Genomic DNA, 22,514 nt, shown 5'->3' with positions numbered 1-22,514 from the left:
TCCCGCCTCCGGGACGGTTCGGCGCCGATCCACTCGCCGGACGTTTGACTAGTACGACCGGCAGCGCGACCCGTGCGACCGACGACGCGCCCATGGAGCCCATGGGGGCCGACCGCACGACCCATTAATACGACAATCACCCCCCGCCTGTGGATAACGCGCCGCACCCATCCGTCGAGCCGGGGCATCCTGACATTCGATCGACGCGGCGGACGGAACCGCGCCGACCGGACGACGGGGGACGACCATGCATCCGACACTGAAGCCCGCGCTGCGGCGCGGCTGGCGGGACCTGAGCACCGTGCAATTCGGGGTGGCCCCGGCGCACGCCCTGGTCCTCGGCCCGATGGACACCGCGACCAGCAGCTTCCTGACCCTCCTTGACGGCACTCGCGGACTGCCGCTCCTGCGTGAGGAAGCCAAGCGGATGGGCCTGCCCGACGGGCACGTGGACGCGTTGATGGGAGAGCTGTCGCGGGCCGGCCTGCTCGACGACTCGACGGGTGGCGGCCCCGCGGCCGACGCCCTGCGCAAGCGGAGCGGCCCCATGGACCGGTTGCGGGCCGACCTGGCCTCGCTGTCGCTCCTCGCGTCCGAGCCGGGCGAGGCGATCGAGAAGCTGGCGGCGCGCCGGGCCATGCGGGTCCGCGTCCAGGGGGCGGGTCGAGTCGGCGCGGTCGTGGCATCGGTCCTCGCGGGCGCGGGCGTGGGCCGCGTCGAGGTGCTGGACGGCGGGCATGTGGAGCCGTGGGACGTCGCGCCGGGCGGACTGCCCGCCGAGGCGATCGGGCAGCGCAGGGACACGACCGCGCGACGGGTCGTACGCCAGGCGGCACCCGACCGGCCACCCCGCCCGAACCACCCCACACCACCCGAGCCACCCGCACTCCCAGCCGACCCTCCCCGGCCACCCTCGGCACAGGAGGGGGAAGCAGGCCTCTCCCTCGTGATCATCGCCCCACGGGACGGCCTGGATGCGTACGCCCCCGATCCGGCCGCCGCCGAGGCCCTCCTCACCGCGGGCACACCACACCTCTACGCCGGGGTGATCGAAGGCACAGGCGTGGTGGGCCCCTTGGTCCTGCCCGGATCGACCGCCTGCGCGGGCTGCTTCTTCCGGCAGCGCGCCGACCGCGACCCCACGTGGGCCCGCATGCTGGCCCAGTGGCGCTCGGGGCGTGCGCGGCACGTGCCCTCGTGTGATCTGGCCCTTTCGACCTCGGTGGCCGGACTGGTCGCGGGCCATGCGCTGGCCTTCCTCGACGGTGCTTCCTCGGCCTGTGCCGGGGCTCGCTGGGAGGCGTCCGTCCCCGGATTCGACTGGCACGCGCGCCCGGTTTGGGCGCATCCCGCATGTCCTTGCGGGGCGGGCAGGCCCGTTAAGGGGGCTCGCCTCACCACGGACATGGGGCAGCACGCAACAATGGCCGGGTAACCCGCCTGAGAGGCGTGGCTGTCTGGGACTTGGAGGGGCGCATGTCTGATCTTCCCCGGAAGGCGGTCACCCGAACCGCCAAATTGGCCGCGCTGCCACTCGGCTTCGCGGGACGCGCGACCTGGGGGCTCGGCAAGCGGATCGGGGGCAAGTCGGCGGAGATCGTCGGGCGCGAGCTGCAACAGCGCACGGCGGAGCAACTGTTCAAGGTCCTTGGCGAACTCAAGGGCGGCGCCATGAAGTTCGGGCAGGCCATGTCCGTCTTCGAGTCGGCGCTGCCGGAGGAGGTCGCCGGGCCCTATCGCGCGGCGCTGACGAAGCTCCAGGAGGCGGCGCCACCGATGCCGACGAGCACGGTGCACTCCGTGCTCGCGGAGCGGCTCGGCGAGGACTGGCGCGAGCGGTTTTTGGAGTTCGACGACAAGCCGGCGGCCGCCGCGTCGATCGGCCAGGTGCACCGGGCGATCTGGGAGGACGGCCGCGCGGTCGCGGTCAAGGTGCAGTACCCGGGAGCGGGCGAGGCACTGCTCTCCGACCTGAACCAACTCAGCCGGTTCGCCCGCCTTCTGGGGCCGCTGATTCCCGGAATGGACATCAAGCCGCTCATCACCGAGCTGCGCGACCGGGTCTCGGAAGAGCTGGACTACGGCTTGGAGGCGCAGGCGCAGCAGGCGCACGCGCAGGAGTTCGCCGACGACCCCGACGTGGTGGTGCCCGAAGTGGTGCATCAGGGCGAGCAGGTCCTGGTCACCGAGTGGATCGACGGGATACCCCTGTCGGAGGTGATCGCGGACGGCACGCAGGAGCAGCGCGACCGGGCGGGCCAGCTGCTGGCCCGTTTCCTCTTCTCAGGCCCGGCACGCACGGGACTGCTGCACGCCGACCCCCACCCGGGCAACTTCCGTCTGCTGCCCGACGACAAGGACGGCTGGCGGCTCGGCGTCCTGGACTTCGGCACGGTGGACCGGCTGCCGGGCGGCCTGCCCCCGACCATCGGCGAATCCCTGCGGATGACGCTGGACGGCGAGGCCGACGCGGTCTACGACATGTTGCGCGAGGAGGGCTTCGTCAAGGAGAGCGTCGAGCTGGAACCGGACGCGGTGCTCGACTATCTCCTGCCGATCATCGAGCCGATGCTGGTGGACGAGTTCACGTTCACCCGCGGCTGGATGCGCGGCCAGGCAGCGCGCGTGGCCGACCCCCGCTCCCCCGCCTACCAACTGGGCAAGCGGCTGAACCTCCCACCGGCGTATCTGCTGATACACCGCGTGACGCTGAGCACGATCGGAGTGCTCTGCCAACTGAACGCGACGGTCCGCATGCGGACCGAACTGGAGGAGTGGCTGCCCGGCTTCGTCATGGAGCCGGAAGAGACCCCAGAAACCGACGCGGCAGCGGAGGCCTGAGCTGGGGGGTGGGGTGCGGTAGAGGGGGGCGGGGCCCTGTGTCCTGGCTGGGTGCTGCAACCGCAGCGCCCTCTCCAGTGACGGCTCGACTTGGGGCGAAGCCGACGATCATCTCCAGCTCGACGATCGTCTCGTCCTCGCCCGGGTGGAGGTCGGCGATCCGTCACGCCGTTAACCCGGGCAGATACGGTTTCGTTCTGCCTGCCAGTGCACCGAGCTTCCACAGCCACATCACAGGAAGCTCATCTGGCTCGGGTGGCCCGGGAGCGGGGGCCGAGGGAGAGAGACGGGCGGGGCCCCTGGACGGGTTACCACCAGTCGGAGTCGAGGCGGCCCTCGATGGCTCTGATGTTCTCTCGCGCGCAGGACTCGCAGTAGTAGTGGCGGGTGCCGTTCTCCACGGAGCAGGTCCAGGTCGGTGGTGTGCCCTCGGCGACCGTGCCGCAGCGGGAGCACACGCGGTTCTCCGCGCCCGTGGGCTGAGGATTCTGCTGGTCCACCCGGCGACCCTATCGCCGCGCCGGAAGGATCGCTGAGCACAACGCACCACGGGGGGCCGGTCCGTTCGGACCGGCCCCCCGCTGGCGTTGGGTCACTGGCTCTTACTGCATGAGCGCTATGGCAAGCGCGCGCCGGGCACGCAGCGAGGCGCGCTCCGCGCGGCGCTGCATGCGGCGGGCCGCCATGAGGCGCTCGGCCGGGCGTTGCGCCTCGGCTTCACGCAGGCGTTCGTGCATATGCGCACGAGCCATGGCTTCTGGGATGAGTTGCATCTCTCGGGTCCTGTTCTGGCGCGAGGCGTGCGCGCCGGTGGTGGTGAAGTCTCGGGTCGCGGAGCCTGCGGGCTCGCGGGTGGCTGCCTTCATCGGGGCCTGTTTCTTGGGGTCGTGCGTCAGGGGGCGATCGATTGTTCCGGCGGTGCTCATGCGACGACCGGGTTCTTGCGCGGGCGGCCACGGGGCCGCTTGCGGGCGACCACCACGCCCTGGACGAACAGTTCGCCGCCCCAGACGCCCCACGGCTCACGCCGCTCCTTGGCGCCGGCGAGGCAGGCCTCCATCAGCGGGCAGGTGCGGCAGAGGGACTTGGCGTACTCGACGTCGGCCGGGGACTCGGCGAAGAAGACCTCGGGGTCGTAGGCACGGCAGGGGACGGGTACGCCGAGGTTCTCGATGGCGTCGTCGAGCGCGGTGAGCGCGGTCAGGGGGGTCAAGGTCGGGTCCTCCGTGGGAGTGGGCGGGGAGATCACCTGTGAAGGCGGTACGGACGGGGCGTGCGTTTCGAGTTGCACGGTGGTGTTTTCCTCGTCTGGTCGTGCCGGCCTGGGTCGGCCGGTTGGCGGCTGGTACCGGGTCTTGCTCTTGGCCCCTTCGCTCTGTCTCCCTGTTTTGGGGAAAACAGAAGGGCCGCGGATCCCGGGTGGGGTTCCGCGGCCCTGAAGGCGCCTGTCTGATCGAGGATCAGACTGGATCACTCCAGGGTTCGAGCCCACGGAAGGCCCACATCGTGTGGTGCTGCGTCGTCTGCTTCCGGAATCCGGCACCGGCCGCCGCAAAGGCATAGGCCTGGGCCTGCGCCTCCGCTACTGCTGCTTCCGGTGCCTCGGTCGGTCGCTCATTGCCCTCATTGGCCTCACGAATGGCGAGACCGGCGAGAGGCAGGGCGGAGGGCAGCGGACGCATGGCGGGGATGCCGCCGGACAGACCGGTGCCCTGGTTCGAGAAGCCGAGCAGGCAGGAAGCGACGACCGAGCGATCGGTCATTTTGGCGGTGCTGATGAAGCTCTCGTTGATGCTGATCACTGGAATTCGCCTCCTCTCGGCGTCTAGGGGATCGACCGGAACCGATCCTGCGGACTGACAAGTACAGCACGGGACCAGGGCTTCGGAGAAGCCGCCGTTCCCGTGCTAAGAACCTATGGGTCTTCCTTGCGCATGCGCAAACTATTTTTTCGACGAGTTTGAATCATTCTCCGTCGGCGCCCCTTACAAGCTCCTGACCTGCACAGATGGCAAGGACCTCGGCGCCGAAGCGGTGGAACTTGCGGACGCCGACGCCTGGGATCCGTGCCAGTTCGCCCTCGTCGTCGGGCACGGCCTCCGCGATGGCGATCAAGGTCTTGTCGGTGAAGACGCAGTAGGCGGGCTGTCCCAGCTCTTTCGCCTGGGTGGAGCGCCACTCCCGCAACCGTTCATAGAGTCCTTCGTCCATGTCGGACGGGCAGTCCTCGCACCGCATGAGTTTCATCTCGCCCGCGTCGGTGAGGGTCCGGCCGCAGACCCGGCAGCGGGCCGGGGCGCGGCTCGTGCGGCGGCGGCTGCCGACCGCGGTGACCGTGCCTCCCGTGGCGCTGCCGCGTTCGATGCCGCCGGGGCCGCCGCCCGCGGCGCGGCCCGCCGTGCCTGCTCCGGAGCCGGGGCGCAGCCCGTCGAGGAAGCGGCTGGGGCGGCGGTTGGGCCGTCCGCCCGGTGAGCGGGACAGGGCCCAGGAGAGCGAGAGGTGGACACGGGCGCGGGTCACCCCTACATAGAGGAGACGGCGCTCTTCCTCGATCTGTTCGTCGGTCTTGGCGTAGGTGATCGGCATCATGCCCTCGGCGAGGCCGACGAGGAACACCGCGTCCCATTCCAGTCCCTTGGCCGCGTGGAGGGAGGCCAGGGTGACGCCTTCGACGGTGGGGGCGTGCTGGGCGTTGGCCCGCTCGTCGAGTTCGGCCACGAGGTCGGCCAGGGTGGCCTGTGGTGTGGCGCGGGCGAAGTCTTCGGCGAGGCGCACCAGCGCGGCGAGGGATTCCCAGCGGTCGCGGGCCGCGCCGGAGCCGGCGGGGGGCTGGGTCGTCCAGCCTTTGGTGGAGAGCACGGCGCGGACCTGGGAGGGCAGGTCGACGACGTCGTCAAGGAGGGCGTCGTTGCCTCCGAAGCGGGCCGCCCCGCGCAGGGCGGCGCCCGCTTCGCGGACTTCGGTGCGCTCGAAGAACCGCTCGGCGCCGCGCAGCTGGTAGGGGATACCGGCGTCGGCGAGGGCTTGTTCGTAGATCTCGGACTGGGAGTTCGTGCGGAAGAGGACCGCGATTTCGCTGGCGGGGATGCCGTCGGCGAGGAGGGCGCGGATGCGGCGGGCGGCGCCTTCGGCTTCGGCGGGCTCGTCCGCGTACTCGGTGTAGAGGGGGTCGGTGCCGGGCTCGCGCTGGGAGATCAGTTCCAGCCGGTGGTCGGCGGCGCGGCCGCGGGCCTGGGAGAGCAGGCCGTTGGCGAGGTGGACGACCTGGGGGGTGGAGCGGTAGTCGCGGACGAGTTTGACGACGGTGGCCCCGGGGTGGCGGGTGCGGAAGTTCAGCAGGTGGTCGGGGGTCGCGCCGGTGAAGGAGTAGATGGTCTGGCTGGCGTCGCCGACGACGCAGAGGCTGTCGCGATCACCGAGCCAGAGTTCCAGGAGGCGTTGCTGGAGGGGGCTCACGTCCTGGTACTCGTCGACCACGAAGTGTTGGTACTGGGCGCGGACCTGTTCGGCGATGTCGTGCCGGTCCTGGAGGATGCCGACGGCGAGGAGCAGGACGTCTTCGAAGTCGATGACGGCGCGGTCGCGCTTGAGGTCTTCGTATGCCGCGTAGAGCTGGGCGATCTCGGCGGGGTCGCGGGGGACGTCGCGGCCGGATTTGGCCGCGGCCGCGGCGTAGTCCGCGGGGACGGTCTGGGTGACCTTGGACCATTCGATTTCGCTGGTGAGGTCGCGCAGTTCGTTGCGGTCGAGGCGGATGCGGCAGGCGGCGGCCGCGTCCGCGACGAGTTTGATCTTGCGGTCGACGATTCTCGGGAGGGATCCGCCGACTGCTTTCGGCCAGAAGAACTGGAGCTGGCGCAGGGCCGCGGAGTGGAAGGTGCGGGCCTGGACGCCGGAGGCGCCGAGCTGGCGGAGGCGGCCGCGCATCTCGCCCGCGGCGCGGTTGGTGAAGGTGACGGCCAGCACGCTGGCGGGCTGGAGGATTCCCGCGCGCACCCCGTAGGCGATCCGGTGGGTGATCGCTCGGGTCTTGCCGGTGCCGGCGCCCGCGAGGACGCACACCGGCCCGTGCAGGGCGGTGGCCACCTCGCGCTGCTCGGGGTCGAGCCCGGCGAGCACCGCATCGGCAGAGTCCGGGACCTGCGGGAAGAGGGTGGAGTGCGTTGCTGATGTCACCCTGCCATGCTGCCAGGTCGCCGGGGGCGGGTGAGCCGGTTGTCCACAGGCGTGGGGCTGCGGTCGTACTAATGCGGGAATGGTCGCCGGGTCACGTACGTTCGTTTCAGTGCGAGACGCACCCGAGCTACGAAGGAGCACGACACACATGCCGGGCACTGTGACGATGTACAGCACCACGTGGTGCGGCTACTGCCGCCGCCTCAAGGGTCAGATGGACCGTGAGGGCATCGCGTACGAGGAGATCAACATCGAGCAGGACCCGGACTCGGCGGCCTTCGTCGAGAAGGCGAACGGCGGAAACCAGACGGTTCCCACCGTTCTCTTCCCGGACGGTTCGACGCTCACGAACCCCTCGCTGGCGCAGGTCAAGCAGAAGCTGGGCGTGTGAGCGAGCGCACCTGAACCTCGGCGAGCGGATCTGCTCCTCCGTGAGCGGTTCTGCTCCTCCGAGAGCGTGTCTGCTCTTCCATGAGCGCGGTTGATCCCCCGGCGCCGGGGGATCAGCCGAGGCTTCCCGGCTTCGGCAGGGGCTTGCCGTACCAGAGTTCGATCAAGCGGGCCGCGATCGAGATGCCGTAGGGAGGCAGGACCTCCCCGGACTCGAACGCGGCCCGCAGGTCTTCCCGGGAGAACCAGCGGGCCTCGTGGATCTCCTCACCGTCGACGTTGATCTCCGAGGAGGTCGCGTCGGCCATGAAGCCCAGCATGAGGCTGGAGGGGAACGGCCAGGGCTGGCTCGCGACGTACTCGACGTCGCCGACCGTGACGCCCGCCTCCTCGAAGACCTCGCGCCGCACGGACTGCTCGATGGACTCCCCCGGCTCGACGAAGCCCGCGAGGGTCGAGAAGCGCCCCTCGGGCCAGTGCACCTGGCGGCCGAGGAGGATGCGGTCCTCGCTGTCCCTGACCGCCATGATCACGGCCGGGTCGGTGCGCGGGTAGTGCTCGGCGCCGCATGCCTGGCAGCGGCGGATGTGGCCCGCGGCGGCGATGACCGTGCGCTCGCCGCAGCGCGAGCAGAAGCGGTGCAGGCGCTGCCAGTTCTCCAGGGCGACGGCGTGCACCATCAGACCGGTGTCCCGGGGTGAGAGCAGCAGTCCCGCCTCGCGCAGTCCGGCGGGGCGCGCCGACTGGTCCATGCGGCCCGGCAGGGTGTCCTTCTGGAGCGCGAAGTAGCTGACGCCGTCGTCGTCCGTGCCGAGGAAGTAGCGGTGTTCCTCGGTGAGGGGCGCGTCGAAGGCCGGGGTCATGACCAGTTCGGTGCGGCCCTCGGGGGTCTCGTCGATGAGCACTTGGCCGCCGGACACCACGAAGACCCGGGTCGTGGGGTGGCTCCAGGCGGCGGCGAGCCACGCCTCGTCCATGCGGTGGTGGGCCGCGCGGTCGATACCGCTCGGCGCGGTCAGCGAGATGGGTCGGTCTGCGGTGCTGTCGGTCCAGGTGGTCACAGGTGCTTCCAACTCCCCCGATGGAATGGGTGGCTCAGCAGGGCGTGCGGCAGGACGTGCGCGGCGGGGCGGGGACGGTCAGTGGTCATCGCGCCAGTTCTCCGCGAGGTCGCCCCACAGGTATGCGGTCGCCTCCACGCCCTTGAGGAGCAGGTCGATCTCGACCTTCTCGTTCGGCGCGTGCCAGCCGTCGGACGGGATGGAGATGCCGAGGAAGAGCACGGGGGCGGCGAGTACGTCCTGGAGGTCGGCGGCCGGTCCCGAGCCGCCCTCGCGCGTGAAGCGGATCGGCTGCTCGAAGGCTCGGCCCATGGCGCGGGCCACGGACTGCAGGGCGGGGTGGTCCAGCGGCGTCAGGCACGGGCGGGTGCCGGGGCTGAAGGTGACGGTGTGGCGGATGCCGGCGGGGACGGTGTCGGCGGCCCAGGCGCGCACGGCCTGCTCGACGTGGTCCAGGTCCTGGCCCGCGACCAGTCGGAAGGAGAGCTTCACCAGGGCGGACGACGGGATGATCGTCTTGCTGCCCGCTCCTCGATAGCCGCCGCCGATGCCGTTGACCTCGGCGGTGGGGCGGGCCCAGACACGCTCCAGGGTGGAGTACCCGGCTTCTCCTTGGGTGGCGTGCGACTTGGCGGTCCGCAGCCAGCTCGCCTCGTCGAAGGGCAGCTCGGCGAGGAGTGCGCGCTCGGTGTCGGTGAGTTCCGTGATGCCGTCGTAGAAGCCGGGGATCGCCACGCGCGCGTGCTCGTCGTGGAGGGCGGCGACCAGGCGGGCGACCTCCGTGGCGGGGTTCGGGACCGCGCCGCCGAAGGAGCCGGAGTGGATGTCCTGGTCGGGACCGTGCAGCACGATCTCGCACTCGGCGAGGCCCCGCATTCCGGTGCAGATGGTCGGGGTGTCCTGCGACCACATGCCGGTGTCGGAGACGATCACCGCGTCGGCGGCGATGCGGTCCTTGTGGGCCTCGATCAGCTCACGGAAGTGCGGGGAGCCGGACTCCTCCTCGCCCTCGACGAGCAGCTTCAGGTTCACGGCCGGGGCGGTGCGGCCGGTGGCGGCGAGGTGGGCCCGGACGCCGAGGGTGTGGAAGAACACCTGGCCCTTGTCGTCGGCGGCCCCGCGCGCGTAGAGGCGGTTTCCGTCGATGACGGGCTCGAAGGGGTCGGTGTGCCAGCCGTCCTCGCGGGCCGCCGGCTGGACGTCGTGGTGGCCGTAGACGAGGACGGTGGGGGCGTGCGGGTCGTCCGAGGGCCACTCGGCGAAGACGGCGGGCGCTCCCGGGGTCTGCCAGACCTCGGCGGTCGGGAAGCCGGTCTCCTTGAGTCGGCCGGCGAGCCATTCGGCGCTGCGTCGCACGTCCTCGTCGTGGTCGGGCTGGGCCGACACGGACGGGATGCGCAGCCACTCCGCGAGGTCCTCGAGGAAGGCGGCGCGGTGGTTCTCGATGTACGTGCGGACGGCGCTGTCCGGTGTCTCGCTCATGGTCACGAGCCTATCCGCCATCCGGGGCGGGCTCGTGCGGCGGTTCTTCGAGCAGGAGGCGTTCGAGGTCGGCGCGGCCCGGGAGGTTCCTTGGGCGGGCGGTCTCGCCGCTGCGCACGTAAAGGAACGCGGCCTTCACGGACTCCGGGGGGACGCCTTGCTGCTCGGCCCAGGCGAGGCGGTAGACGGCGAGCTGGAGGGGGTCGGCGCTGTGGGTGCGGCTGGTCTTCCAGTCGACGATCTCGTACGTGGTGTCCTCGCCGTCGCCTTCCTTGTAGACGGCGTCGATGCGACCGCGGATCACGCGGTTGGCGATGACGAACTGGAAGGGCACTTCGACGCGGTGGGGTGTGCGGCGGGCGTACTCGGTGCGTTCGAAGGCTTCCTTGAGGGCTTCGAGGTCGCGCTCGTCGGCGATCTCGGCCTCGCCGGGACCCGCCCCGGGGAGGTCTTCGGGGGCGAGCATCGGCAGGGGGAGCTCTTCGAAGCGGGACTCGACCCAGGCGTGGAAGCGGGTGCCGCGGCGGGCGGCGGGCTGGGGCGGACGGGGCATGGGCCGGGCGAGGTCCTTGGCGAAGCCGTCGGGGTCGGCGGCCAGGCGCATCAGCTCGGAGGCGGTCAGCGAGGGCGGTACGGGAACGTCCCTGACGGCCTCGCGGGCGCGCAGGAGCTCTCCGGTGAGGGCGTCCAGGTCGCGGTCCCAGGAGGCGAGGGTGCGGGCCTCCTCGGGGGTGAGACGGGTGCCCGGGGCGTGGTCGTGGTCCTGGTCGGCGGGGTGCGGGCGCGCCTCGGACGGCTGCGCGGGCAGAGGCACGCGCGCGTGGGCGGTCCGGTCTGCGGGGCCGCTTGCCTGCGCCGGTGCTTCGGGGGCGTCCGTGGGGTGCGGGATCGTCGGGCGCCGCGTGGGCAGGGAGTCCCAGTCCGCCGGGTCGGCGTCAGCGAAATCGTCGCCCCCGTAGGCGTTCTCGAAATCGGCGTCTCCGTAGGGAACGTCTTCGTCCTCCGGAGGGGGTGGCCATTCCGGGTCGTCTGCCGGGGGCACGTCGTCGTACGCCGAAGGGTGGGTCTCCTCGTGCGAGTGGGCGGGCTCCGACGCGCCCTCTCCCGTGAGGCGCTCCAGGTGGTCGAGGACGGTCCGCGCGGCGGCGCGGCGGCGCGCGAGGGAGTCGTCGTCCAGCGGGAGCGGCCACGCCTGGTCCGCGGTGTCCTCGCGCAGGGCGGGGTTCTCTTCGTCCTCGGCGGGTTCGTCGGCCCAGGCCTCGATCTCGCCGTGGCCCGCCGCGCAGTGGTCGTACAGGGCCGACAGGAAGTCCGAGGGGCCGCGCGGCTTCTTCTGGGAGGGGCCCCACCAGTGTCCGGAGCCGAGGAGCAGGGAGCGGGGGCGGGTGAAGGTGACGTAGCCGAGGCGGAGTTCCTCGGTGCGCTGGTGCTCCTTCATGGCTTCGTGGAAGGCCTTCATGCCCTTGGCGTCCCACGTCTCGATGTCGGGCAGGGTGGCCGCGTCGCCGCGCAGTTCGTGCGGGACGACCTTGGCCTGGGCGGTCCACTTCTCGCGGCCCTGCGCGCTCGGGAAGACGCCGTTGACCAGGCCGGGGACGGCGACGACGTCCCACTCCAGGCCCTTGGACTTGTGGGCGGTGAGCACTTTGACGGTGTTCTCGCCGCCCGGCAGGGCGTTGTCGAGGCCCTTCTCGTACTGCGCGGCGGTGCGCAGGAAGCCGAGGAAGGCAAGGAGCGTCGCGCCGCTGTCGTTCGCGGCGAAGGACGCGGCGACGTCCAGGAAGTTGGACAGGGTCTCGCGGCGGCGGGCCGCCAGGGCGCCCGGTGAGGCGGACAGCTCCACTTCCAGGCCGGTGACGGCGAGGACGCGGTGCAGGACGTCCATCAGCGGGTCGGACAGCGACCGGCGCAGCTCGCGCAGCTCGGCGGCGAGCCGGGCGAAGCGCACCCGGGCGTCCGCCGAGAAGGGCAGCCCGTCGTCCCTTCGGGAGGCGTCGTCCGAGTGGAGTGGCGACTCCAGGAACGTGTCGAGGGCGTCCGCGAGCGATATCACCTCGGCGGGGTCGACTCCTTCGACGGCCTCGGCGAGGCGCCGGTCCGGGTCGTCGGGGGCGGTGTGTCCGGGGCGTACGAGGAGACGGGCGCGGCGGCCGAGGAGGGCGAGGTCGCGGGCGCCGATCCGCCAGCGCGGTCCTGTGAGCAGGCGCACAAGGGAGGCGTTGGCCCCTGGGTCCTGGAGGACCTCGCAGACGGCGACGAGGTCGGCGACCTCGGGGAGGTGCAGGAGGCCGGAGAGCCCGACGACCTCCACGGGGATGTCGCGGGCGACGAGCGCGCCCTGGATCTCGGCGAAGTCCGTCGCCGTGCGGCACAGGACGGCGATCTCGCCGGGGGCCTTGCCGGTGCGGACGAGGTGGGCGAGGGAGTCGGCGAGCCAGTCGATCTCCTCGGCGTGCGTGCGCAGCAGGGCGCAGCGCACCACGCCGTCGTGCTCGGCACCGGGCGCGGGCCGCAGTGCCTCCACGCCCGCGTGCATGGCGCGCAGGGGCTGCGCGAGGCCGTTGGCGAGGTTCAGGAGGCGGCCGCCGCTGCGGCGGTTCTCGCTGAGGGCGTGGCGGGTGGCGGGGCGCCCGTCGGCGTACGCGAAGTGTTCGGGGAAGTCGTCGAGGTTGGCCACGGAGGCGCCGCGCCAGCCGTAGATCGCCTGGCAGGGGTCGCCGACCGCGGTCACCGGGTGGCCCGTGCCGCCTCCGAAGAGGCCGGACAGGAGGATGCGCTGGGCGACCGACGTGTCCTGGTACTCGTCGAGGAGGACGACGCGGAACTCGTCCCGGAGGATCTCGCCGACCTCCGGGCGGGTGCGGGCGAGCGTCGCGGAGAGGGCGATCTGGTCGCCGAAGTCGAGGAGGTCACGGGAGCGCTTGGCCGCGCGGTACCTGCCGACGAGTTCGGCGAGCTCCAGGCGGGCCGCCGCCGTGTCGGGGACCTTGCGCAGGTCGGCGTTGGAGAGCTTGGCGTCTTCCAGGGCGCGCAGCAGTTCGGTGTCGTACGCGCGAAGCCGCTCGGGCCGTACGAGGTGTTCGGCCAGCTCGCTGTCGAGGGCGAGGAGGTCGCTGACGAGGTCGGGGAAGGAGCGGGTCAGCGCGGGGTAGGGCCCGGGGGCCTCGCGCAGCACGCGCGCGGCGAGCTGGAAGCGGGTGGCGTCGGCGAGGAGGCGGGAGGTCGGCTCCAGGCCGATGCGCAGGCCGTGGTCGGTCAGGAGGCGGCCGGCGAAGGCGTGGTAGGTGGAGATGACCGGCTCGCCAGGCGGATTGTCCGGGTCGACGGCTTCGGGGTCGGTGACGCCTGCCTTGATCAGCGCCTGGCGCACGCGCTCCGCCAGCTCGCCCGCCGCCTTGTTCGTGAAGGTCAGGCCGAGGACCTGCTCGGGGGCGACCTGGCCGGTGCCGACCAGCCAGACCACGCGCGCCGCCATCACCGTCGTCTTGCCGGAGCCGGCTCCGGCCACGATCACCTGCGGGGCGGGCGGCGCGGTGATGCACGCCGTCTGCTCCGGGGTGAAGGGGATCCCGAGGAGCTGCTTGAGCTGCTCGGGGTCGGTGATACGAGGTGGCACGTGAGAGAGGCTAGCGGTGGCCACTGACAATCGGGGCGGGCCCGGGTGCGGGCGGCCACCGCTCGCTCATGGGGTGCGTGGGGTCAGGAACCGGAGGAGAGCTTGTCCGGGTCCACGACGTCCTTGGCGGGCGGGGCCTTGACGTCGACGGCCTTGCCGTAGTCGCTGAAGGTCACGGTGCCGGGGCCGTCGGCGCCCTTGTTCACGACCTTGAGGAAGTACGGCTTCCCCTCCATCGCGACGTAGAAGGTGGTGGTCTCGCCGTCCTTCTTGCGGGTCAGAACGGCCGCCTTCTTGCCGTCGACCTCGGCGTCGTCCTTCCGCTTCAGCTTCTTGAGGTTCTTGTTGCTGAACATGTCATCGGGGTTGCAGACAGCCTTGCCTCCCCCGGCGGGCGTCTTCACCCAGCGGCCCTTGAGGAGTTCGGCCGTGGAGCTGCCGCCCTTGGACTCCCAGAACTTGTCGTCGCCCTTGGAGTACGTGAACTTGCCGACGGAGAGGAATTCGGCCCTCCCCATCTTGGCCGAGCCCATGGTGCCCTTGCAGTCGCCGGACTCGGCGACCGCGAACTCGATGTCGCTCACCTCGCCCTCCTGCTTCATCTGGCCCTTCATCCGGTAGGACCCGGCGTCCTTGGACGCCTTGGAGGCCTTGGAGGCGATCTTGTCGGCGCTCATGCCCTCAAAGGGGTCCTTGTCGCCGCCGTCGCTGCTGCAGCCCGTCACGCCGATGACGGCGGCGGCACAGACGACGGCCACTGCCAGGAGCTTTCGGTTGGCTGCCATATACGTGTACTCCTCAGGAAGGTGCGCCTCGCTCGGCGCACAGCAAGTTCTTACGGTGACTTTAATTCGGCCGTGCAGTCGCACTGTCCTCCGGGGCTACTCGACGACGTGGCGTCCCTCCGGGCGCGCGCTGCACGAGGCGCGGAAGGCGCAGTGCGTGCAGTGCTGGCCCGTGGTGGGCGTGAAGCGTTCGTCGAGGACCTTGCCCGCGGCTGTCGCGAGGAGGTCGCCGATCCACTCTCCGGAGAGCGGCTCCTGGGCCTGCACCTTGGGGAGGGTGTCGCCGCCGTTCTTCTTGGCGGCGCCCTGGCGCAGCTGGACCAGTTCGGCGCCGCCCGGTTCGGGTCGTACGCCTCCGAAGGCGTCGTCGGCGGCGCCTGCGCGGATCGCCAGTTGGTAGACGGCGAGCTGTGGGTGGCGGGCGACGTCGGCGGTGCTCGGGGCGTGTTTGCCCGTCTTGAAGTCCACTACGTAGGCGCGGCCTTCCGCGTCCTGTTCGACGCGGTCCATCGAACCGCGTACGCGTACTTCGTAGGGGCCCGCTTCGAGGGTCACGTCGAAGCCGTGCTCGCTGGCGACGGGGGTGCGGCTGCCGCGTGCTCCGTTGGAGTCGACGTGCCACTGAAGGAAGCGTTCGAGCGCCACGCGCGCGTGCTCCTTCTCCTGTGCCGACTTCCATGGGGCGTCGAAGGCGAGCGCGTCCCACACCGAGTCGAGGCGCTCCATGAGCACGGCGAGGTCGGCGGGGGTGCGTCCGGAGGCGACCTCGTCGGCCAGGACGTGCACCACGTTGCCGAAGCCCTGGGCGGCGGTCGCGGGCGCGTCCGCCTTCACCTCGCGGCCCAGGAACCACTGCAGGGAGCAGGTGTTGGCGAGCTGGTCGAGGGCGCTTCCGGAGAGCACGAGCGGCTTGTCGCGGTCCCTGAGGGGGACTTCGCTCGCCGTCGGCTCGTACATCCCCCACCAGCGGTACGGGTGCGCGGAGGGCACCAGGGGGCGCCCGTCGCCGTCGCTGAGCGCGGCGAGGCGGGCCAGGCGCCGGGCGGCCGCCTCGCGCAGGGTTTCCGAGACGCGGGGGTCGACGGTGGTGGCGCGCAGTTCGGCGACGAGCGCGGCGACGGACAGGGGGCGGCGGGGGCGGCCCGTCACGTCCTTGGGCTCGACGCCGAGTTCGCCGAGGAAGCGGGAGGGCTGGTCGCCGTCGTCGGCGGGGGCCTTCACCGCGGTCACGACGAGGCGTTCGCGCGCGCGTGTGGCGGCCACGTAGAAGAGGCGTCGCTCTTCGGAGAGGAGCGCTCCGGGGGTGAGCGGTTCGGCGAGGCCGTCGCGGCCGATGCGGTCGGCCTCCAGGAGGGAGCCGCGGCGGCGCAGGTCCGGCCAGAGCCCTTCCTGGACGCCCGCGACCACGACGAGGCGCCACTCCAGGCCCTTGGAGCGGTGGGCCGTCATCAGGCGTACGGCGTCGGGGCGTGCCGCGCGGCGCGTGAGCGTGTCCGCGGCGATGTCCTGTGCCTCGGTCTCCTCCAGGAAGTTGAGGGCGCCACGGCCGCCCGTGCGCTCCTCCGCGCGGGCCGCCGCGGCGAACAGGGCGCATACCGCGTCGAGGTCACGGTCGGCGTTGCGTCCCGCCGCGCCGCCGCGCCGCGCGGTGCGTTCCAGGCGGCCGGGCCACGGTGTGCCGTCCCACAGGTCCCACAGCGCCTCCTCGGCCGTGCCGCCGCCCGCGAGGCGCTCGCGGGCCTTGCGGAGCAGGGCGCCCAGCCGCTGGGCGCCTCGGGCGTACGCCGGGTCGTGCGCGACGAGTCGCTCCGGCTCGGCGAGGGCGCGGGCCAGCAGTTCGTCGGAGGGCGGCGGCAGGTGGTTGCCCGCCGCGCGCTCCTCCTCGCGCAGGGCGCGGCCGAGGCGGCGCAGGTCGGCGGCGTCCATCCCGGCCAGGGGCGAGGTCAGGAGGGTCAGCGCGGTCTCGGTGTCGAGCCAGGAGGGGGCGGTGGCGGGGGGCGCGTCCGTGGCGGCTTCGGTGTCGGTTTCCGCTTCGGCGTCCGTGGCGGCGTCGGTGCCGGTTTCCGCTTCGGCGTCCGTAGCTGCTTCGGTGCCGGTTTCCGCGGGCTCCGTGGCTGCCTCGGCGTCGGTTCCTGCTTCGGCGTCCGTGGCTGGGGCTGCCTCAGCGTCCGGTCCTGCCTCGGCGTCCGTGACTGGGGCCGCCTCCGCGTCCATGGCTGCTTCAGGGGCCGCGTCCGCCGTGTCGGGCGACGTCTCCGCGATCACCGCCGTCGCCACCACCCGCAACGCCGTCAGCAGGGGCGTCACCGCGGGCTCATGGCGCAGGGCGATGTCGTCGCCGTCCACCTCCAGGGGGACGCCCGCCGCGCCGAGGCTGCGGCGGACCGCGGGGATGGAGCGGGCACCCGCGCGGACCAGGACCGCCATGTCGCCCCAGGGGACGCCGTCCTCCAGGTGTGCGCGGCGCAGGATGTCCGCGATGTTGTCGAGTTCCGTGCCGGCGGTCGGGTACGTGTACACCTCGACGCCGCCGCCGTCCCTGACCGGCGTCAGCTCCCGGTGGGCCCGCACCTTCTCCGCGGGCAGCCTGGTCAGCGGCATGCGGCGGGTGAGCAGGCGGGTGGCCGCGAGCAGCCGCGCGCCCGACCGGCGGGACGTCGTCAGGACCTCGACCGGCGCGGGGGTGCCGTCCGCGCGCGGGAAGTCGTGGGGGAACTCCAGGATGCCGTTCACGTCGGCGCCCCGGAAGGTGTAGATCGATTGGTCGGGGTCTCCGAAGGCGAGGAGTGTCCGGCCGCCCCCGGAGAGCGCGTGCAGCAGCCTTACCTGCGCGGGGTCGGTGTCCTGGTACTCGTCCACGAAGACGGCGTCATATTGCGCGCCCAGCGCCCGCGCGACCTCGGGGCGGCGCGCGAGCAGGACCGCGCGGTGCACCAGTTCCGCGTAGTCGAGCACTCCTTGGAGGTCGAGTACGTCCAGGTACTCGGCGAGGAACGCCGCGGCCGCCCCCCAGTCGGGGCGTCCGCTGCGGCGGGCGAAGGCGTCGAGGGCGGCGGGGCCGAGGCCCAGCTCGCGGCTGCGGGCGAGGACCGCGCGCACCTCGTCGGCGAAGCCCCGGGTGGTGAGGCAGGCGCGCAGTTCGTCCGGCCAGCGGACGTGGCCGCGGCCTTCCTGCGCGAGGTCGATCTGGCCCGCCAGCAGTTCACGTACCGCCACGTCCTGTTCGGGACCCGAGAGGAGCCGCAGCGGTTCGACGAACAGGTCGGTGTCCTGGTGGGCCCGCACGAGGGCGTAGCAGAAGGAGTGGAACGTCGTGGCCTGCGGGGCGCGCGCGGCCCCTATGCGCAGCGCCATGCGGTCGCGCAGCTCGACCGCGGCCTTGCGGCTGAAGGTGAGGACCAGCAGCCGGGCGGGGTCCGCGCCGCGGGCGACGCGTGCGGCGACGGCCTCCACGAGGGTGGTGGTCTTTCCGGTGCCGGGGCCCGCGAGGACGAGCAGCGGTCCGTTCTTGTGATCAACCACACGGCGCTGACCCGCGTCCAAGCGAGGGGGCTCCAACGGAGCCGGTGGCGTACGCACCAGACGGTAGGCACCCGGGGTCCCCTGTCGCACCTGGTGGTGCGGCAGGTGCCGGAGGTGCCGAGCGGAAGAGGGGGAACTCACGTGGGTCGCCGGTCCTGGTGGGTGTGCTGGTCGAAGAGTGGCCGCGCGGGGGCCGCGTGGTGACGGGGGCGCGCGCTGTCGACGCTACGCCAGTGGGTGCGGAGGACGCGTGGCTTCCCCCGTACGGGCCACCGGTCCCCCGCCGCGTCCGCGGATGGCGGAAGCTGTCAGGTGTGAGCCTCCGGAGCCTGCGGGCGAGCGGCACCCGCGGCGTCGCCCTGCGCGCCGCCGCCCCCAGAGCGGCCGGCGTCCTCCAGGTCGTCCTCGGCCCCCGGCCCGCTCCTCGCGCGCACAGGCCGGGCCGACAGGACCTCCATCGCCCCCACCATGTCGCGCACATCACGTCCCTCACTCAGGGGACGCCCTTCGCTCACCTCGGAGCCGTCCCACCGTGCCCGCCGCATGTCGAGCTTCGGCACATGCCCCTGGGCGGCGCGCGAAGCCTGCCGCAAGGGGGTGCCCTCCTCGCGGTAGTGCTCCAGGGCGCGCAGTTCGTGGCCCGGCAGCAGGGCGCCGTCCGAACGCACGACACGCCACCACGGGACACCCCCTCCGTAGAGGCCCATCACCCGCCCCACCTGGCGCGGGCCTCCCTCCTCAAGCCACTCGGCGACGTCTCCGTAAGTCATCACGCGTCCCGGAGGGATCAGCTCCGCGACCTCGAGGACCCGTTCCGCGTACTCCGGAAGGGTCTGCTCCGCATCGTCGGGCGGCATCTGTCGCTCTCGTCTCTGCTCGCTCATCCGGACCATCCTGCCGCACCCGGCCGACCGTGTGACCGGCCTGCCGCGGAGCGTCCCGCCGTGCGGCCGGCAGGGCGCGAAGTGTCGTTTCGTGACCACTTCGCGTCCTTGTGTTGCCCCCTGATGCCTCCCTGTAGCGGCCCGGCATGCCACCATCGTGCGGGCGGTGACTGGTGATACGAGATCAAGAAGAGACCACGGAGCAGCAGGGCGTGCATCCCGAGAAGAAGGCGGGCACCTCTGCGTCCGAGTCACGCCCGGACACCGGTGAGCCCGCCCTGAAGACCGACGACGACAGCTTCGACCCCGACGACCGCGCCGACGGCGGAGCCCATGCCGACCGCGTGGAGCGCGACGAACCGCTCCTCTCCGCGCGCGTGCACCGCCCTTCCGACCTCATGCGGCTGCTCGTCGGCATCCTCGCGATCGTGGTGCTCCTCGCGATCGCCGCGTTCGCGCACGGCACGACATCCGGGCTCGAACAGGACATCGACAAGGGCACGGAGCAGGCGCCCGACCTGCTGATCAAGGTGGCGGGTCTCGTCGCCAGCATCGGGGTGCTGCTCGTCCCCGTCGCGTTCGCGATCGAACGGCTGATCAAACGGGACGGTCTGCGCATCGCCGACGGCGTCCTCGCGGCCGTCCTCGCGCACGGGGTGACGCTCGCCACCGACCTCTGGGTCGCCAAGGCCGCCCCGGACTCCATCCAGGACGCGCTCACCAAGCCGTCCCCCGCGGACCTCCACGCGTTCACGGATCCGGTGCACGGCTACCTCGCGCCCGTCATCGCCTACATGACGGCCGTCGGCATGTCCCGCCGACCGCGCTGGCGCCTGGTGCTCTTCGTGGTGCTGCTGCTCGACGCGTTCACGATGCTGGTCACCGGCTACACGACGCCGTTCTCGATCCTCCTGACGGTGCTCATCGGCTGGACCGTGGCGTACGGAACGCTCTACGCGGTCGGTTCGCCGAACGTACGGCCCACCGGGCAGACGCTCCTCGCGGGCCTGCGGCACGTCGGTTTCCGTCCCGTGAGCGCCGCCCGTGAGGAGGCCCCGGACAGCGAGCACGTCGACCGGGGCCGCCGCTACTTCGTCACCCTGGAGGACGGCCCGCCCCTGGACGTCACGGTCATCGACCGGGAGCAGCAGGCGCAGGGCTTCTTCTACCGCGTCTGGCGCAGGCTCACGCTGCGCGGCATCACCCAGCGGCGCAGTCTGCAGTCACTGCGCCAGGCCCTGGAGCAGGAGGCCCTGCTCGCGTACGCGGCGATCGCGGCCGGTGCCAACGCGCCGAAGCTGATCGCCACCTCCGAGCTCGGCCCCGACGCGGTGATGCTCGTCTACGAGCACACCGGTGGCCGCTCCCTGGACTCCCTGCCGGACGAGGAAGTCACCGACGAGCTGCTGTGCGACACCTGGCGGCAGGTGCGAGCCCTTCAGTCCCGGCGGATCGCGCACCGCAGGCTCGCCGGCGACGCGGTCCTGGTGGATCGTTCCGGCACGGTGATCCTCACCGATCTGCGCGGCGGCGAGATCGCCGCGGGTGACCTGGTGCTGCGGATGGACATCGCCCAGCTCCTGACCACGCTCGGTCTGCGCGTGGGCGCCGAGCGCGCGGTCGCGTCCGCCGTGGAGATCCTCGGCCCGGACGCGGTGGCCGACTGTCTGCCGATGCTCCAGCCGATCGCCCTGACCCGCTCCACCCGCGGCACGCTGCGCAAGCTGGCGCGCGAACGGTCCCAGCGCGAGCGTGAGGCGGTCCTGGACGCCTCACGCCGGTCCAGGCAGGCCGCGCGCGCGGACGCGTCCGACGAGGCGCAAGAGAGCGCGCGTACGGACAAGCAGGCGCAGAAGCAGGAGAAACAGGCCGAGAAGCAGGAGCGGCAGGCCGAGAAGCAGGCCATAGACGAGGCTCTGGAGCAGGCCCGCGAGGAGGATCTGCTCACTCAGATCCGCCATCAGGTGCTGCTCATCCGCCCGACGGCACCGGCCGAGCCGGCGCAGCTGGAGCGGATCAGGCCCCGCACGCTGATCAGTTTCATCGCCGGTGCCATCGGCGCGTACTTCCTGCTGTCGCAGCTCACCCACGTCGAGTTCGGCAAGCTCTTCCAGGAGGCCGAGTGGGGCTGGGTGGCCGCCGCCGTCGGGTTCTCCGCGCTGAGCTACTTCGCCGCGGCGATGAGCCTGCTGGGCTTCGTGCCGGAGCGGGTGCCGTTCCTGCGGACGGTGGCGGCGCAGGTCGCCGGGTCGTTCGTGAAGATCGTGGCGCCCGCCGCGGTGGGCGGTGTCGCGCTCAACACGCGGTTCCTGCAACGCTCCGGGGTGCGCTCGGGGCTCGCGGTGGCGAGTGTCGGTGCCTCCCAGCTCTTCGGCCTCGGCTCGCACATCCTGCTGCTGCTCGTCTTCGGCTATCTGACGGGTACGGAGAAGACGCCTTCGTTCACGCCGTCCCGCACGGTCATCGCCGGTCTGCTGTCGGTCGCGGTGCTCGTCCTGGTGGTGACGGCCATCCCGTTCCTGCGGAAATTCGTCGTCACGCGCGTGCGGTCGCTTTTCGCGGGGGTCGTGCCGCGCATGCTGGACGTGCTCCAGCGGCCGCAGAAGCTGCTCACCGGCATCGGCGGGATGCTGCTGCTGACCCTCATGTTCGTGCTCTGTCTCGACGCGTCGGTGCGGGCCTTCGGCAATGAGGAGATGACCTCGCTGAGCCTCGCGAGCGTCGCGGTGGTCTTCCTCGCGGGCAACGCCCTGGGGTCGGCGGCGCCGACGCCCGGCGGTGTGGGGGCGGTGGAGGCGACGCTGACCGTCGGTCTGATCGCGGTCGGCGTCCCCAAGGACGTGGCGGCGCCCGCGGTGCTGCTCTACCGGCTGCTGACCCTGTGGCTTCCGGTGCTTCCGGGGTGGCTGTTCTTCAACCACCTCACAAGGAAGGGTCTGCTTTAGCGCACGCGCCGCGCGGAACGTCCGTAGCGGCCGTCGGCGTCAGAAGAGCAGGATCAGTACCGCCAGGAGCAACGCGGCCCCCACCACTTCCGTGGCGCCCACCACCGCCACCCTCACGCCTCTGCCCGGCAGCAGTGCCGCGCGGGCGAGGTAGGCGGCGAAGAGGGCCGCGAGCCAGGGGCTGAGCGCGTACGCCGCCGGGACGGCGAGTGCGTGGTAGGTCACCGACGCCCTGTAGTACGTCCGTGAGCCCCGCTCGCGGATCATCGTCTTCACGTACGGCACCGTTCCCGCGAAGAACAGCAGGCAGGCGAGCGCGGGGCGCCAGCCGTCGGCGAGGGCGCCGCCGCCCATGCGCACCGTGACGAGGAGCATGCCGCAGGCCGGTACCACCGCCGCCAAGCCGTTGAGCAGGGCCCGCTCCCTGTTGCGCCAGGCGTAGTACGTGTTGACGGCCACGAAGGGCGCGGCGCAGAGGGCCGCGAGGAGCAGCCAGGGGTACGGGAACAGCAGCGGCACCCCGCAGGCCGCGCAGAGCGCCGCTGAGGCCAGCGCGGGGCGCACATGGCGGCGTGGGGCCCTCGGGTTGCGGGACAGGCGGCGCAGGCGGAGCCACTGCTGGGCGTGGAAGGCCGCGACGTACCCCGCCAACCACGCGGCGAACAGCGGCAGATGGGCCCAGCGAGGCCCTGCGTCCGGCCCGCCCAGGAAGACGCCCGCGGCGAAGGGCACGGCGAGCATCGCCCACGCCCCGTGCTGGTTCGGCAGCCATGCGCGGAGTGATCCCCGCCTTTTCTCGCCCATGCGCCCAG

Annotated in this window: 16 protein-coding genes; 4 read left to right on the top strand and 12 right to left on the bottom strand. The window is 71.9% G+C overall.

What is annotated here, in order from left to right:
• The first annotated feature begins 247 nt into the window (after window positions 1–247).
• Entirely contained in the window at window positions 248–1,435 is a 1,188-nt protein-coding gene (locus DMA15_RS24950) for a ThiF family adenylyltransferase (protein ID WP_125514994.1), read from the top strand.
• A 41-nt stretch (window positions 1,436–1,476) separates the two neighbouring features.
• Complete coding sequence (locus DMA15_RS24945) at window positions 1,477–2,841, top strand: AarF/ABC1/UbiB kinase family protein (protein ID WP_125514993.1); 1,365 nt, start codon at window positions 1,477–1,479, stop codon at window positions 2,839–2,841.
• Between the two features lie 308 nt (window positions 2,842–3,149).
• Here the strand turns inward: DMA15_RS24945 and DMA15_RS24940 are convergent, their stop codons facing one another.
• From DMA15_RS24940 to DMA15_RS24920, 5 genes are all read right to left on the bottom strand, one after another.
• Window positions 3,150–3,341 (bottom strand): hypothetical protein, encoded by a 192-nt coding sequence (locus DMA15_RS24940; protein WP_125514992.1) that lies wholly within the window; start codon window positions 3,339–3,341, stop codon window positions 3,150–3,152.
• Between the two features lie 102 nt (window positions 3,342–3,443).
• Complete coding sequence (locus DMA15_RS24935) at window positions 3,444–3,767, bottom strand: hypothetical protein (protein ID WP_125514991.1); 324 nt, start codon at window positions 3,765–3,767, stop codon at window positions 3,444–3,446.
• Window positions 3,764–4,132, bottom strand: coding sequence for a WhiB family transcriptional regulator (locus tag DMA15_RS24930; RefSeq protein ID WP_030780998.1), 369 nt, complete (start codon window positions 4,130–4,132; stop codon window positions 3,764–3,766). Before DMA15_RS24930 ends, DMA15_RS24935 begins: the two co-directional genes overlap by 4 nt.
• Before the next feature lie 169 nt (window positions 4,133–4,301).
• A complete protein-coding gene (locus DMA15_RS24925) occupies window positions 4,302–4,643 on the bottom strand; it encodes a hypothetical protein (protein ID WP_125514990.1) in 342 nt (113 codons plus the stop codon).
• A 163-nt stretch (window positions 4,644–4,806) separates the two neighbouring features.
• Complete coding sequence (locus tag DMA15_RS24920) at window positions 4,807–7,098, bottom strand: ATP-dependent DNA helicase UvrD2 (protein WP_276314397.1); 2,292 nt, start codon at window positions 7,096–7,098, stop codon at window positions 4,807–4,809.
• Window positions 7,099–7,165: 67 nt separating this feature from the next.
• Between DMA15_RS24920 and DMA15_RS24915 the strand changes: the two genes are divergently transcribed.
• Window positions 7,166–7,408, top strand: a complete 243-nt coding sequence (locus tag DMA15_RS24915; protein WP_125514988.1) for a mycoredoxin — start codon at window positions 7,166–7,168, stop codon at window positions 7,406–7,408.
• A gap of 112 nt (window positions 7,409–7,520) precedes the next feature.
• Here the strand turns inward: DMA15_RS24915 and nudC are convergent, their stop codons facing one another.
• The 6 genes from nudC to DMA15_RS24885 form a co-directional block, all read right to left on the bottom strand.
• The gene (nudC, locus tag DMA15_RS24910; RefSeq protein WP_206302833.1) at window positions 7,521–8,468 is read right to left on the bottom strand and encodes an NAD(+) diphosphatase; all 948 of its coding nucleotides are present in this window, start codon (window positions 8,466–8,468) and stop codon (window positions 7,521–7,523) included.
• A gap of 78 nt (window positions 8,469–8,546) precedes the next feature.
• Window positions 8,547–9,950 (bottom strand): dipeptidase, encoded by a 1,404-nt coding sequence (locus tag DMA15_RS24905; RefSeq protein ID WP_125514986.1) that lies wholly within the window; start codon window positions 9,948–9,950, stop codon window positions 8,547–8,549.
• 10 nt (window positions 9,951–9,960) lie between these two features.
• The gene (locus DMA15_RS24900; protein ID WP_125514985.1) at window positions 9,961–13,566 is read right to left on the bottom strand and encodes an ATP-dependent DNA helicase; all 3,606 of its coding nucleotides are present in this window, start codon (window positions 13,564–13,566) and stop codon (window positions 9,961–9,963) included.
• Between the two features lie 83 nt (window positions 13,567–13,649).
• A complete protein-coding gene (locus tag DMA15_RS24895; RefSeq protein ID WP_125514984.1) occupies window positions 13,650–14,351 on the bottom strand; it encodes a hypothetical protein in 702 nt (233 codons plus the stop codon).
• A 96-nt stretch (window positions 14,352–14,447) separates the two neighbouring features.
• Window positions 14,448–18,014: an ATP-dependent DNA helicase gene (locus DMA15_RS24890; protein WP_125514983.1), complete on the bottom strand. Its 3,567-nt coding sequence runs from the start codon at window positions 18,012–18,014 to the stop codon at window positions 14,448–14,450.
• 167 nt (window positions 18,015–18,181) lie between these two features.
• Entirely contained in the window at window positions 18,182–18,757 is a 576-nt protein-coding gene (locus DMA15_RS24885; RefSeq protein ID WP_206302831.1) for an MGMT family protein, read from the bottom strand.
• A 173-nt stretch (window positions 18,758–18,930) separates the two neighbouring features.
• Between DMA15_RS24885 and DMA15_RS24880 the strand changes: the two genes are divergently transcribed.
• Window positions 18,931–21,702: a lysylphosphatidylglycerol synthase domain-containing protein gene (locus DMA15_RS24880; protein ID WP_125514981.1), complete on the top strand. Its 2,772-nt coding sequence runs from the start codon at window positions 18,931–18,933 to the stop codon at window positions 21,700–21,702.
• A gap of 39 nt (window positions 21,703–21,741) precedes the next feature.
• Here DMA15_RS24880 and DMA15_RS24875 read toward each other — a convergent pair whose 3' ends face one another.
• Window positions 21,742–22,506 carry a YwiC-like family protein gene (locus DMA15_RS24875; RefSeq protein ID WP_125514980.1) on the bottom strand — a complete coding sequence of 255 codons (765 nt, stop codon included), beginning with the start codon at window positions 22,504–22,506 and terminating at the stop codon, window positions 21,742–21,744.
• Window positions 22,507–22,514 lie beyond the last annotated feature (8 nt).

This window comes from Streptomyces sp. WAC 01529 (assembly GCF_003945545.1).
Classification (GTDB): domain Bacteria; phylum Actinomycetota; class Actinomycetes; order Streptomycetales; family Streptomycetaceae; genus Streptomyces; species Streptomyces anatolicus.
This window is presented reverse-complemented; position numbering and strand designations above follow the sequence as displayed.

Bases quoted from the DNA above. Each gene is read 5' to 3' on its own strand.
- DMA15_RS24915 (WP_125514988.1), top strand. From the start codon at position 7,166: ATGCCGGGCACTGTGACGATGTACAGCACCACGTGGTGCGGCTACTGC.
- DMA15_RS24875 (WP_125514980.1), bottom strand. From the start codon at position 22,506: ATGGGCGAGAAAAGGCGGGGATCACTCCGCGCATGGCTGCCGAACCAG.
- DMA15_RS24945 (WP_125514993.1), top strand. From the start codon at position 1,477: ATGTCTGATCTTCCCCGGAAGGCGGTCACCCGAACCGCCAAATTGGCC.
- DMA15_RS24935 (WP_125514991.1), bottom strand. From the start codon at position 3,767: ATGAGCACCGCCGGAACAATCGATCGCCCCCTGACGCACGACCCCAAG.
- DMA15_RS24895 (WP_125514984.1), bottom strand. From the start codon at position 14,351: ATGGCAGCCAACCGAAAGCTCCTGGCAGTGGCCGTCGTCTGTGCCGCC.
- DMA15_RS24950 (WP_125514994.1), top strand. From the start codon at position 248: ATGCATCCGACACTGAAGCCCGCGCTGCGGCGCGGCTGGCGGGACCTG.
- DMA15_RS24905 (WP_125514986.1), bottom strand. From the start codon at position 9,950: ATGAGCGAGACACCGGACAGCGCCGTCCGCACGTACATCGAGAACCAC.
- DMA15_RS24885 (WP_206302831.1), bottom strand. From the start codon at position 18,757: ATGAGCGAGCAGAGACGAGAGCGACAGATGCCGCCCGACGATGCGGAG.